This window comes from Bacteroides sp. OM08-11 (genome assembly GCF_003438665.1).
GTDB classification, from domain to species: Bacteria; Bacteroidota; Bacteroidia; order Bacteroidales; family Bacteroidaceae; genus Bacteroides; species Bacteroides cutis.
The window spans coordinates 407,928-421,632 of record NZ_QSTJ01000003.1 but is presented as its reverse complement, the minus strand read 5'-3'; the positions used below and the strand labels follow the sequence as shown (position 1 = coordinate 421,632).

At 38.9% G+C, this 13,705-nt stretch carries 8 protein-coding genes; 6 read left to right on the top strand and 2 right to left on the bottom strand.

Annotation, left to right across the window (positions count from 1 at the left end; translation table 11 throughout):
* Positions 1 to 110 precede the first annotated feature (110 nt).
* Complete coding sequence (gene ruvA, locus DXC10_RS08215) at positions 111 to 710, top strand: Holliday junction branch migration protein RuvA (RefSeq protein ID WP_101544109.1); 600 nt, start codon at positions 111 to 113, stop codon at positions 708 to 710.
* Between the two features lie 46 nt (positions 711 to 756).
* Positions 757 to 1,752, top strand: coding sequence for a DUF3843 family protein (locus DXC10_RS08210; RefSeq protein WP_101544106.1), 996 nt, complete (start codon positions 757 to 759; stop codon positions 1,750 to 1,752).
* 164 nt (positions 1,753 to 1,916) lie between these two features.
* On the opposite strand, the gene DXC10_RS08205 is transcribed toward DXC10_RS08210, so the two are convergent.
* Positions 1,917 to 3,080 carry a Xaa-Pro peptidase family protein gene (locus tag DXC10_RS08205; RefSeq protein WP_101544104.1) on the bottom strand — a complete coding sequence of 388 codons (1,164 nt, stop codon included), beginning with the start codon at positions 3,078 to 3,080 and terminating at the stop codon, positions 1,917 to 1,919.
* 149 nt (positions 3,081 to 3,229) lie between these two features.
* The gene (gene gdhA / locus DXC10_RS08200; RefSeq protein ID WP_101544101.1) at positions 3,230 to 4,567 is read right to left on the bottom strand and encodes an NADP-specific glutamate dehydrogenase; all 1,338 of its coding nucleotides are present in this window, start codon (positions 4,565 to 4,567) and stop codon (positions 3,230 to 3,232) included.
* Between the two features lie 360 nt (positions 4,568 to 4,927).
* Here gdhA and DXC10_RS08195 point away from each other — a divergent pair, with 360 nt between their 5' ends.
* The 4 genes from DXC10_RS08195 to DXC10_RS08180 all read left to right on the top strand — a co-directional run bounded on the left by DXC10_RS08195 (position 4,928) and on the right by DXC10_RS08180 (position 13,700).
* The gene (locus DXC10_RS08195; RefSeq protein ID WP_117737685.1) at positions 4,928 to 7,321 is read left to right on the top strand and encodes a glycoside hydrolase family 9 protein; all 2,394 of its coding nucleotides are present in this window, start codon (positions 4,928 to 4,930) and stop codon (positions 7,319 to 7,321) included.
* A 29-nt stretch (positions 7,322 to 7,350) separates the two neighbouring features.
* The gene (locus DXC10_RS08190; RefSeq protein WP_117737663.1) at positions 7,351 to 8,163 is read left to right on the top strand and encodes a ThuA domain-containing protein; all 813 of its coding nucleotides are present in this window, start codon (positions 7,351 to 7,353) and stop codon (positions 8,161 to 8,163) included.
* 8 nt (positions 8,164 to 8,171) lie between these two features.
* Positions 8,172 to 10,208 (top strand): glycoside hydrolase family 16, encoded by a 2,037-nt coding sequence (locus DXC10_RS08185; RefSeq protein WP_233519896.1) that lies wholly within the window; start codon positions 8,172 to 8,174, stop codon positions 10,206 to 10,208.
* A 348-nt stretch (positions 10,209 to 10,556) separates the two neighbouring features.
* Positions 10,557 to 13,700 (top strand): TonB-dependent receptor, encoded by a 3,144-nt coding sequence (locus DXC10_RS08180; protein ID WP_233519895.1) that lies wholly within the window; start codon positions 10,557 to 10,559, stop codon positions 13,698 to 13,700.
* Positions 13,701 to 13,705: the final 5 nt, after the last annotated feature.

The following is a 13,705-nucleotide window of genomic DNA, read 5'->3' as shown; positions in this document are numbered from 1 at the left end:
CACAGAGTAGCACAGAGTTTCACAGAGTTTTTTCTTTTTTTAGTGAGTGATAGTTCAATAATAATGCTTACATTCGCCAGCAGAAAGTAACAAAGTAGTAAAGTGAAAGTATGATAGAATATATCAAAGGCGGAATTGCTGAACTGAGTCCGGCTACCGCGATTATAGATTGTAACGGATTGGGATATGCCGTCAATATTTCCCTGAATACTTATGCTGCTATACAAGGGAAAAAAGATTGTAAACTGTATATTTACGAAGCCATACGTGAAGATGCCTATATTCTTTATGGTTTTGTAGATAAACAAGAACGTGAGTTGTTCTTATTACTGATTTCCGTATCAGGTATCGGTGGTAATACAGCACGAATGATTTTATCGGCATTATCACCTTCTGAATTAATAAATGTCATCAGTACTGAAAATGTCACTTTATTAAAAACGGTGAAAGGTATCGGACTGAAAACGGCACAACGCATCATTGTTGATTTAAAAGACAAGATAAAAACCGGAGGCATGTCGGCCGACGGTGTAACAATGGGCAATATGACCTCCCTTGCCAATGCACAAGTACAAGAAGAGGCCATATCAGCCCTCACCATGCTGGGCTTTGCACAAGCACCATCACAGAAAGTGGTATTGAGTATATTGAAAGAAGAGCCCAATGCCCCGGTAGAGCAAGTCATCAAACTGGCGTTAAAAAGACTTTAGGTTTTTATTTGATATAAATTTAATGAAATATTAACCGGAAGAAACGATGAGAATAGTCCCTATACAAATGAAACAATGGCTAAGGATGAATAAACGTAGCCAGGTTTTACCATCCGATTTGTGGTACTTAAATTTTGCCATAAGACTTTTGCCTATTATAAAGGCATCGGGCTTATTTATCACAGACAAAGAACAAGTTGGAGCAGCCTTATCGCTCTGCTTATACTTTCAAGATGCAATTGCCCAGAAAGGCGGTTGGAAATCTTTCTCGGATGCATATTATGCTTTATATAAAACACATCTGCCTTTCTATTCATTATCCGATGAATATGTCGCAGATGAAATAAATACAGAAGATATTGCGTTCGTATTATGGACTTTGAAGTCCCATCCTGTGCTCCGGAAAGGCGGATCGTATACTATCCACAATCCTTTTGATAATAAATTAACAGAGTTGAGCAGCTCGGTATACAAACTGATGGATGAGACTTTTGAAGAAGCTCCCATCTGTGAAATTCCATCCTCCATCATGTGGGTTATGGAACCAAATCTTTTAGAAATTCCTGTCACTCCGTTACCTGAAATAACTCCGGGAACAAAACTGAAAAGAGATGTGGAACATTGTTTGGAATATAATGACGGGAAACCGTTACTGTATTTTGCGACCTATCAGGACTTATGTAAGTTCTTCGTGAATGTGTTGAAATGGGAAAACAAGCCTTCTTCCCTCCTTCCCGATTTGAAAGGAAACAGCGAGTTCATAGTTTATGCCAATGCTAAAGGAATATTGGTGGCTCCTAATGTTGCCGCCTATTTCTGTGAACCTCATAACCCCCTGTATGATGCTGAACGTACAAAAGTTAATGGTTATGAGCTTTTCTGCCGTCCGGGTTTATGTCCGATCGATTTATTAAAATATGGAATGATGAAGAATGTTTTGCCGGAAGTACAATTTGCTTATACGAATGGGAAAGAAGTATTACATAAAAATTGGGACTTCATTGCCCGTTATTATTTAGATGAATACTATGAGGGACTCTAAAAAAAAACAAATACCTACCCAACGAACAGGTAAAGCAAAACCTACGGGAAAAAGAATTGGTAAATCAAAACCAGCCAAAGCGAATAACCAGTTGAACAGGAGGGTGAAATAAATGAAAATTCAGGGACGTAACGCCCCTGAATTTTCATTTATAGTCTCATTCCTCACAACTCTACAATCTCCTCTTTACACAGCGTCAGTTTCTCCAGTCCCGTAGCTGTTACAGCCCACGAGTTTTCAATGCCGACAGGACCTATACCCGGCAATACGATCTTCGGTTCTAAAGCAAATACCATACCAGGTTCGAGTTCCTGCTTCATTCGGGGAGCCAATACCGGCATCTCATTAATTTCCAATCCGATGCCATGACCAATGAATTTAGCTTTCTGCCCTACTCCCATAAAATAGTCTGCAAATCCGGCTTTATCTACGATCTTAATGGCTGTATTATAAAGGTCTTCACAAACAATGCCCGGTTTTGCCATTTCTACAACTGCATTCTGTATTTCCAAACAAGTCTGATGAGCAACATACGCTTTTTCCGGTAATTTACCAATGGAGAACACACGGCTCATATCACCCATATATCCGTAAAAGTTTCCTCCCATATCTACCATTATACTTTGTCCGGCTTGTAACAAAGTACCATTTACACCACCCGGAAGTGACGGATCCAGCCCCTCACCTCCCAAGGCAAAGTCGTAAGGGGAAGGTACAGCCGCATTATCACCCGCCAAAAGACTTCCCATGAATATTTCCATACTTTGACCGAACACACGAAAAATGCCCAAGCACCCTTCCAGGCGCATCAACCTTTCAATCTCAATAGATAATTGGCGATCAGTCATTCCAGGCTGATAAACAGAAGGTATCTGCTCGTAGGCTTGGGTATGGGCAGCTCCCGAACGACGCAACATCTCAATTTCCATGTCAGTCTTCACCGTTCTTGCCTGACGGATAAGAACAGTGCCACAGGATACTATCTCTGTCTCCGGAAAACAAGCAGCAAGACGATTGTACTCGGTAAATGAAAGTTCATCTCCTTCCAACATCAGTTTAGTCGGGAGCGAGAGTCCACATTCCTTCAAAAGTTCGGGAAGTTGTTCGGGTTTACGGATAGCATGGATATGTTCACCTTCAATATTATTGGGCCGTTTAATGAATAAACGTGCCGGTGCATTCAATGGCAGGTATAAATAACCGCTGACAACGCGTCCATACGTATAGATTAAATTTACATTGCAAGTAATAAGAGCGGCATCAATCTCTTGCTGAGCCATGAGGACACGTATTTTATCGCGTCTCTGTTTCAATTCTGGTTGTAACATCTCTGTTTTATTATTAATAATCGAGATACAAAGGTACAACCTTTTTAATAAAAAATAAAGACGGAAGAATTAAAAAAAGTACTGCCCATACCTTCACAGACGCGGGCAGCACAAACCACAAATACAAATACAACTAAACAAAGTTTCTTTTAGATAATTCCCTGACCCATCATCGCGTGAGCAACCTTCATGAAACCGGCAATGTTAGCCCCCTTCACATAGTTGATGTAACCGTCAGGTTCCGTTCCATATTTCACACACTGGGCATGAATACCGTGCATAATGGCATGAAGTTTCTCGTCCACTTCGACCGCACTCCAACTGAGATGCATGGCATTCTGTGACATTTCCAAACCAGAAGTTGCTACACCCCCTGCATTTACAGCTTTACCCGGTGCATACATTATCTTGTTCTCAATAAAGAGGTCGATAGCCTCAGGAGTACATCCCATGTTAGAGATCTCGCCTACACATTTCACTTTATGACTAATTAATTGACGGGCATCTTCGCCATTCAATTCATTTTGTGTAGCACATGGTAATGCTATATCGGCAGAAATCTCCCACGGACGTTTGCCGGAAACAAATGTGGAACCGGGAAACTTATCAGCATACGGAGCCACGATATCGTTACCAGAAGAACGAAGTTCCAACATATAATCTATCTTTTCACCACTGATGCCATTCGGATCATAAATGTAACCGTCGGGACCGGATATCGTAACCACTTTAGCACCTAATTCTGTAGCTTTGGTTGCAGCACCCCACGCTACATTTCCAAAACCGGAAATGGCAACGGTCATACCTTTAATATCCAAACCTTTTGTCTGTAACATTTGATTAACGAAGTACAATCCACCGAAACCAGTTGCTTCAGGACGAATCAATGAACCACCAAATTCCAAGCCTTTACCAGTAAAAGTACCTGTAAATTCACGGGTCAACTTTTTATACATACCAAACATATAACCTACTTCACGGCCACCTACACCGATATCACCGGCAGGGACATCCATATCAGGACCGAGATGACGCCATAATTCCAACATAAAAGCCTGACAGAAACGCATAATCTCCGCATCGCTCTTACCACGTGGGGAGAAATCGGAACCACCTTTACCGCCACCCATAGGAAGGGTAGTAAGAGCATTCTTAAAGGTTTGTTCAAAACCTAAGAACTTCAGAATAGAAAGATTTACCGAAGCATGGAAACGTATACCGCCTTTATATGGACCAATGGCGTTATTGAACTGTACACGATAACCCAAATTCGTCTGTACCTCACCCTTATCGTCTACCCACGTAACACGGAAAGTAAAAATACGATCAGGTTCTACCAACCGTTCTATAATCTTAGCTTTCTCGAACTCAGGATGTTGATTGTATATATCTTCGATGGAAAGAAGTACTTCCTTTACGGCTTGAAGATATTCAGACTCGCCGGGATGCTTTGCCTCTAAAGAGGCCATGATACGTTCGATATTCATAATATTACGTTTTAAAGGTTATTACCTTATTGGCTTAAAATTATCCGAGCAAAATGTCAACGAATGACACTGCAAATATAATAAAACTTTTCAATAAACCTACATTTACAGCCAATATTTTGATTGAACAACAATAAAATGTCAAATCATTAAGATTACAGGAGCAGAATAGAACGAAGATAATGAAATAATTTATAAGAAAATAAACTGGTTAAAAAAATATCATCATAAGGTTTATATTCCATCAAATCGGTCTGTTTTGACGTTTTTTAGAACATTTATGGCAATTATCAAACCTTATTCTGATAAATATTGGTTATCCTTGCATCAGCGACAAAAGGCTAATATGAGATGAATAATATGAAAAAGACATTATTAATTCTATATCTGCTATCAGTAAGTAATACCTTTTTACTCGGACAACTCCGTTTAACTCAAGATAGCTGTTTGGAAAAACAGATACTGGAAAGTGGATTGATACATCAGCCCTTACCTTTGAATACTGAAAACTCTTTTGAAACCAATGGATGGAAAAAAGAAATATTACAGAGTGTTCCCCTCGTATCTTCCGGAAGTCTAAAACTTCAAATTCCAACTTATACGGGTAAAAGAGCTGTCGGTTCACCTTCAGATCCAGACTATGCCACCTATGGTAACGGTAGTGTTTCCTATTATCTAAATGGAGCCAATCTGGAAAAATATAACCGGATTGCATTCTCTATTTATCCTGATTGTGACGGTACACGTGTCGTTAATATGAACCTAACCTTTGTAAACGCTAATACACCTGTCAAAAGGGGGTATAATCAGCCTTCCGGTTCTCACTTAATTAACCTCGTGAACAAGAAATGGAATCAATGTTTCCTCGAGATTGATGAATACCAACGCGATAAAGTAATGGAAATCAGCTTTAGTACAGTTTCAAAAGGAAAAGACCGTACCACGGGTGATTCGGCCATTTATTATATTGATAGTCTGCAATTGCAAACAGTGAAAAATCCCGAAAAAGTGAGCGGTTGGATACCTGCTGATGGAAAAATCATATATTCTACCACAGGATATCCAATTAATCATCGTAAAACCGCTATTGTCAACACAAACTACCCTCTATATAACAGTAAGCATTTTCAATTGTTAAACTCAAGAAACAGGCAGATTGTCTATGAAGGCGAAATTAAGGATATACAAACGAGTATCGGTGAATTCGGATATATAGACTTTACTCCTTTTAATCATTCCGGAATGTACCAATTAAAGGTAGGTGATACAATAACCCCCGCTTTCCGCATTGGAGAACGTATCTGGGAAAATTCACAATGGAAAGTACTGAACTTTATTTTCTGCCAGCGGTGTGGATATCCTGTACCGGGTAAACACGCTACTTGCCACATCGACTTGATGTCCAAGCACAATGGGCGCAGAATTTCATACGCAGGAGGATGGCACGATGCAGGTGATTTATCACAACAAACACTTCAAACAGGAGACGTTACATTCTCCCTACTTGAAGCATACAATAAACTGAAAGATAAAAATCCTGCCCTTGCCGCCCGTTTGCGGGAAGAGGCCGAATGGGGTCTGGAATTTATTCTGAAAAATCGTTATGGTGATGGTTATCGCGCCAGTAGTATGGGACTTCTTATTTGGCAAGATGGTATATTCAATACTTTGGACGACATTTCTTCGGTACGTGTACAGAACATGGCATTCGACAATTTTTTGTATGCCGGATATGAAGCTTATGCTTCTATGACCCTGAGTCAAGATCCGATGCTACAGGAATATCTGCAAAAAGTTGCTGAAGAGGATTTTATGTTTGCTATGAATAAATTCAAAAAAGATGGCTTTGATAAATTTATCCAACCATACGAACACAGTTATAACACTTCCGAAAGTCAATATATGGCTACCATATCGTGGACAGCCAGTCAACTTTACAAATTGACGAGCAAACGTTATTATGCAGATATTGCAGCTGAATATATCCGATATACCCTGGATTGCCAACGTACAGAACCGTTGGAAGATAAAGACAATACGCGAGGTTTCTTCTATCGCAATAAGTCAAAAAAATCTATCGTACATTATATACATCAATCACGCGAGCAAATTTATATGCAAGCAATGGTATTGTTGTGTGAAACGCAAAAAGGACATCCGGATTATCATAAATGGACCAACTCCATACAGCTTTATGGTGAGTATCTGAAAGGCTTGATGAAATATACCTATCCATACGGAATGATACCAAGCGGGGTATATCATGCTGAAGAATACAAAGACTCAACCGGCTTTTATGCTCTTCACCTTTTTCCACCCCCCCATGCAAAAGAACTTTATACAGAACAACTAAATCGTGGAATAAAGTTAGACAAAGAACATTATATTAAACGTTTCCCTATTTGGTTCAACATTTTCAATGGTAATACCGCCGTACATCTTTCTACCGGAAAGTCCGCAGCAATCTGTGGCAATTTTCTAAATGATAAAGAACTACTAAATATCGGTCTTGAACAATTATATTGGACTGTAGGCAAAAATCCATTTGGGCAATCACTTATCTATGGAGAAGGGCATAATTACCCACAAATGAACAGTTTCTCTTCCGGAGAAATGACAGGAGAAATGCCGGTCGGTATCCGGACCTTGGGTAATGGGGATATTCCTTATTGGCCACAAACCAACAATGCCTGTTACAAAGAGGTTTGGGTTACATCTGCCGGTAAGTGGTTGTCTCTTATCGCTGAATATTAAATGAATTATTAATTAAAAAATAGAATACTATGAAAATCATCAAAATCTGTCTTATTCTGTTATTTACAATATGTACATTATTTGTAAATGCACAAGTGCCGCAAGGTTATCCTGCCAACTATGCGCGCTTTCCACGCTTCAAAGCACTAATTTATTACACCAATCATGCAGAAGAAGCACATGTGCAATTTTCTCTGCAATCTATAGAATTTTTCAAGAAATTGAATTATGGTGAAGGATTCAAACTTGACATTACAACTGACTTATCCGAATATCCTTATGAAAAACTGAAAGAATATAGTGTTGTGATAATGTTAGACGGATATCCTATGGGGAAATCGGAAAGAGAAACATTTGAGAAATATATGGAGAATGGCGGTGGTTGGGTAGGCTTCCATGCCGCTGCCTATAATGACAAAAATACAAATTGGCCTTGGTTCGTTAAGTTTCTCGGTGGCGGAGTGTTTTATTGTAACAACTGGCCCCCTCAACCCGTATTGGTTGAAGTTGATAATACAGAACACCCTGTCACCAAAAACTTACCAACCTCATTTGTCGCTCCTACAAGTGAATGGTACCAATGGAATCCCAGTCCAAGAGAAAATAAGGATGTAGAAGTTTTACTTTCTATTTCTCCCCGAAATTATCCGTTAGGTATCAAAGATGTAGTGAACTTTGGTGATTTCCCCATTGTATGGACCAACAAGAATTACAGAATGATTTACCTGAACATGGGACATGGCGATGAAGAATTTATCGACGCAACCCAAAACTTATTGCTCGTAAATGCCTTCCGATGGGTGGTAAGTACTGACAAGAATGGTGATCCTTTCCTTAAATAACAAATAATATGATGAAGTTTATAAAAACAATACTACTAGTATGTGGTATTTTGACAATCGTAACACTCCAAGCCAAAGAGGTTGAAATCAAAAACGGTAATATAGTTCTTGATTTCAGTTCAAAAGTTTCCCAAACTTCTTCTGGAAAATATATCGTTAAAAGGGCAATCGGAAGATTTGGTGAATATACAATAATCGGGAAAACCTCTTCAACAACCTTTATAGATAAAAAAGTAAAAGAAAACCCATACAGCTATTATTATCAGATAATAGACGATGCAGGCAACCTGTTAGCCCTAATGGGTATGGATATTGAACTCTTCGGCGAAAATGTACATATATATAATGATATGGACGATAAACAAAGTATAGGAAATGATGTCAACGGTATTCACGAAGCAATGTTTGGTAAGGAATTCAGTCCCGACCGTTACGCTCTTCTATTCAAACCCGGAAACTATCAAGAAGCCGGATTACTGAAAATACCTTTCTACGTGCACCTTGCCGGACTAGGCAGAACTCCGTACGAAGTCGAGATTTATAATGTACACACTCCGCCTCATTTACGGAACGGAAACGGTACTTGCACTTTTTGGCGTTCCATGGAAAATATGGCAGTCATAGGTCCGGAAACGTATGATGAAGAACAAACATTCAAATGGGCTGTCTCGCAAGCGGCTCCTATCCGTCGTGTTTATTCCCAACGTATTGTACGTAATCAATGGGAAAACGGTTGGGTAAGTGGTGGTTTCACTGCTGATTGCTATTTTGATGCAGCTGCCGGTTCCAAGAACCAGCAACAATGGTATACTCGTAACTCTTATTTGAACAAAGGACGTGGAAAATTTGAAGAAATTAAGTATAACTATTGCTTCCAAGGTGTTGAACTAGGTTCTGAAGTAGATAAAGATACCTATAAAAATAATTGGGACAAAGGTGGAAATGTAACTTTCATTCCAACAACCCCAATCATTCGTGAAAAGCCTTTTCTTTTTATAGATACAGACGGTAGATATAAAGTCTTCCGTCCTGCTCTAAGGCGAGATTGCCTAGGTGTATCTTACAGTCGAACCGACATGGGTAAAGGAGATATTATTGACTTGTTGGACTCTTTCTATGTAGTAAAACCCGGAGTCTCCGCAACAGAAATGAATCGGCAACTTAAAAACAAAAAACATCTGCTCATTACTCCTGGCATGTATGAACTTTCCGAACCATTACATGTCATCCATCCCAATACAATCATACTCGGTATCGGATGGGCAACATTGATTCCCGGAGCAGAAAATTCAGACACAGCAATCCGGATAAACAATGTAGACGGAGTAAGCGTCGCTTCTATCTTGTTCGATGCTCACTATACTTCAAACACCTTGATTCAAATCGGTAATAAAGAGGAGTTTGACAGGCACATAGAAAACCCTACTTTGCTTGCCGACTTATTTTTCAGAATTGGAGGTTTCCGTCCAGCTAAAGTACACGTTGACCATACAGTAGAAATCAATAGTAATGATGTTATCGGTGACCATTTTTGGATATGGAGAGCTGATCATGGCGTTCATGGTAGTGTAGGATGGGAAATTAATACAGCCAAGAATGGTTTAGTAGTCAATGGTAACCATGTCACGATCTATGGGTTATTCAACGAGCACTTCCAAGAATATCAAACCTATTGGACGGGAGAATATGGTCGAACCTATTTCTATCAATGCGAAACACCGTACGACGCTCCTTCACAGAAACATTATATGAGTGAGAATAATACCCGTCCTGGATATGCGGCTTATAAGGTGGCTGATAGTGTCAATATACACGAGGGTACAGCTTTTGGGATTTATGACGTTCTCCATCGCGACATCATGATAGAAAATTCGGTAGAAGTACCTGATAAAATAGGGATAAAGATGTACCATATCTGTAATAATACACTTTCCGGTGGAGGTTTAAAAGGGTTCAACTACATATTGAACGGCATCGGGAAAAGTACCTACAATACTTATCATGACAATAGGGTTTATATTAATGAATTTAAAGGAAACAAATAAAGACCAATAGCATCTATATATATTCTTTCATTGTATTTTTATAGCTATTTTTTCTAAAGTACCTTACTATCCCAACAAAGTAAGGTACTTTTTTTAGTTCACGAGGTTTAAAGTTCATCCGAAAAAGGTTTAATTTTCATCTTTTTTTATATTCATAAACGAAAATCAAACCCTTTATAACAGATATTCAACTTCCCTTCACATTTTTTTCAAGAATATTGCAATCATATATAATATAACAAAGAAATACTATGAATATCACAATATTCTCTTCAATGCCAAGTCAATAGGTTCAATATATTATGATGTTATTAGAACTAATTTTTGTTTCACTTAAATTTAACTACAATGATTAAAAAAGTTTTTTTTGTACTTCTGTCTTGTATGCTACTCAGCCCGCATCTCTCGACATTAGCACAGACACAAGTTGTTAGAGGACTTGTAGTGGATGTAGACGGAACTCCGTTGCCGGGTGTCAATGTCTATGCCAAAGGAAAAGAAAGTAAAGGCGTCATCACCAATATTGATGGAAAGTATGCCGTATCCGGTCTTGCAGCTAATGACTCCATTTTCTTTACTTATATTGGCTACAAAACACAAACGTTCCGTGTTGGCAACAAATCAACATTAGATGTCATCATGGAAGAATCTGCAACCGAACTGGAAGAGACTGTTATCGTGGCTTTCCAGAAACAGAAAAAAGAAAGTGTTATCGGTGCTATCCAGACCGTTACTCCCAAAGACTTGAAGGTACCACAATCTAATTTAACAACCGCTCTTGCCGGTCGTGTTGCAGGCTTGATTTCCTATCAACGTTCTGGCGAACCCGGTCGGGATAATGCAGAATTCTTTGTTCGTGGTGTTACCACCAATGGTTATGCAAGTTCTCCACTTATCCTAATTGATGGCCTGGAAGTATCCTCTGAAGACTTGGCACGTTTGGAACCAGAAAATATTGCCAGTTTTTCAATTATGAAAGATGCGACTGCAACAGCTTTGTACGGTGCACGTGGTGCCAATGGCGTAATCTTAGTAACCACCAAATCCGGTCAGAAAGGTAAAATCAGAATTACAGCCCGTGTAGAAACATCTATATCCACTCCTACCAAAATACAAGAATATCTAGATGGTGTATCTTACATGGAATTATATAATATAGCAGAACGTGCACGTAACCCGGAAGCTACCCCTACTTATTCTAAAGAAAAAATAGAAAATACTCGTTTAGGAAATAATCCGATGTACTATCCCAATGTAGATTGGTATGGTGAGTTGTTCAAAGATCAAGCTATCAATACTAAAGCCACTGTAACAGCATCTGGTGGTGGTGAAGTTGCCCAGTACTATCTTTCTGTAGCTTATACCAATGAAAACGGTTTGATGAAAGTTGATAAGCTTAATAATTTTAACAACAATATCAGTATCAATCGTTATAATATTCGAGCCAATATTGATGTCAACTTGACTAAAACGACAAAAGGTTCCGTAAAGGTATACTCTTTACTTGAACGCTACAACGGTCCATCAGCTGAAACTAGTAGTATCTTTGATGCCATCATGCGTGCTAATCCAGTCAATTTTGCCAAGACCTATGACAAGAGTATTGACAAAAGTTATTATTATGCCAACCATATCTTGTTTGGAAATACCGGTCAGGCTCAGTATCCCAACCCCTATGCTCAGCTTGTATCTGGTTACAAAGATCGTTTCACCTCCAATACTAACGCACAGTTCCAATTGGAACAAGATTTAAAAATGATTACGGAGGGTTTGAAACTACGCGGTTTAGCTTCATTCCAATCTTATGGACAAAACACAAACACTCGTACCATGACACCCTTCTACTATGGCTTATCAGCATCTACTACAGAATTGGGGACTCAATATTCATTAACCCAACTGACTGAAGGTTCTGAAACATTAGGAGATCCGGCCTCCACGAGTACAGCAACCAGTAGTTTTTATTTTGAAGCAGCTTTACAATACAATCGAATATTCGGTGAAAAACATGATATCGGCGCCCTATTAGTTGGCCAGATGAAAGAATCACTGAATACTATTAGTAATGACAATGCTTATGCAACTTTACCCTCTCGCAATTTAGGCCTTTCCGGTCGTTTAACTTATGGATATGATGGCCGTTATTTCATTGAGGGTAATTTCGGTTATAACGGTTCTGAGAAGTTCGCCATTAAACATCGTTTCGGTTTCTTCCCTTCTGTCGGTTTAGGTTGGATTGTTTCTAATGAAAAATTCTATCCGTCAAGTTTCAAGAAAATTATTCCAACCCTTAAATTCAAAGGAAGTTATGGATTGGTCGGTAACGATGCAATCTCTGCAGCATCTGACCGTTTTTTCTATCTTTCAGATGTTAACACAAACAATGGTGATTATGGTTATGCTTTCGGTTCTGATTTTGGAAATGGATATAATGGATATTCAATAAACCGATATGCTAATGCAGAAATCGGTTGGGAAATAGCAAAAAAAGCCAACTATGGTATTGAAATAAATCTGCTGGATATCTTTAATGTCCAATTTGAGTACTTTACCGAGAGACGTAGCGATATTTATCAAACTCGCGAATCAGTTCCATATACTACAGGTACAACGGCAGCTATTAAGGGGAATATCGGTAAAGCAAAATCACATGGTATAGACACCTCAGTAGACCTAAACTGGAGTATAAATAAAGACTGGTGGATTTCCGGTCGTTTTAATTACACTTGGGCTACCAGTGAATATGTAGAAGGTGGTGACATTAAATATCAAGAACCCTGGAGAAACAAAACCGGTTACTCTCTAAATCAAAAATGGGGATACGTTGCTGAACGTCTGTTTATCGACAAAGAAGACATTCGTAACTCTCCTGTTCAATTTGACGCAAAATTATCAGACAGTCCATATGTAGAGGCATCGGACGACGTAATGCCAGGTGATATCAAATATGTAGACATCAATAAAGATGGTAAGATTGATGAAAAAGATCAAGTTGCCATAGGTTTTCCTGATACTCCGGAAATCATCTATGGTTTCGGTATCTCTACCGGTTATAAAATTTTTGATTTTTCTTTCTTTTTTCAAGGATCAGCACGTTCATCATTTTTCATAGACCCGAGTAGCATCGAACCATTCACCAATTATCGTAATGCACTCCAAATTGTAGCTGATGACTATTGGTCAGAATCCAATCCCAATCCTAATGCTTTTTGGCCTCGTTTATCAACCCGTTCCATCGCTAATAATAATAAAACTTCCACATGGTGGTTACGTGACGGTTCTTTCTTACGCCTAAAGACTCTTGAATTCGGTATTTCCATACCAGAAAAGACTATTCGCAAATGGGGACTAAACCAAGCTCGTCTTTTCTTCTCAGGAAACAATCTGCTTTGTTTCAGTAAATTCAAAATGTGGGATCCCGAAATGGGAGGATACGGTATCGGTTATCCGACACAACGTATTTATAATGTCGGCATAAATGTTTCATTTTAAAGATA

What these genes read in the sequence shown, in the direction of transcription:
- DXC10_RS08210 (WP_101544106.1), top strand. Translation starts at nt 757, where the DNA reads ATGAGAATAGTCCCTATACAAATGAAACAATGGCTAAGGATGAATAAA.
- DXC10_RS08185 (WP_233519896.1), top strand. Translation starts at nt 8,172, where the DNA reads ATGATGAAGTTTATAAAAACAATACTACTAGTATGTGGTATTTTGACA.
- DXC10_RS08180 (WP_233519895.1), top strand. Translation starts at nt 10,557, where the DNA reads ATGATTAAAAAAGTTTTTTTTGTACTTCTGTCTTGTATGCTACTCAGC.
- gdhA (WP_101544101.1), bottom strand. Translation starts at nt 4,567, where the DNA reads ATGAATATCGAACGTATCATGGCCTCTTTAGAGGCAAAGCATCCCGGC.
- DXC10_RS08205 (WP_101544104.1), bottom strand. Translation starts at nt 3,080, where the DNA reads ATGTTACAACCAGAATTGAAACAGAGACGCGATAAAATACGTGTCCTC.
- ruvA (WP_101544109.1), top strand. Translation starts at nt 111, where the DNA reads ATGATAGAATATATCAAAGGCGGAATTGCTGAACTGAGTCCGGCTACC.
- DXC10_RS08190 (WP_117737663.1), top strand. Translation starts at nt 7,351, where the DNA reads ATGAAAATCATCAAAATCTGTCTTATTCTGTTATTTACAATATGTACA.
- DXC10_RS08195 (WP_117737685.1), top strand. Translation starts at nt 4,928, where the DNA reads ATGAAAAAGACATTATTAATTCTATATCTGCTATCAGTAAGTAATACC.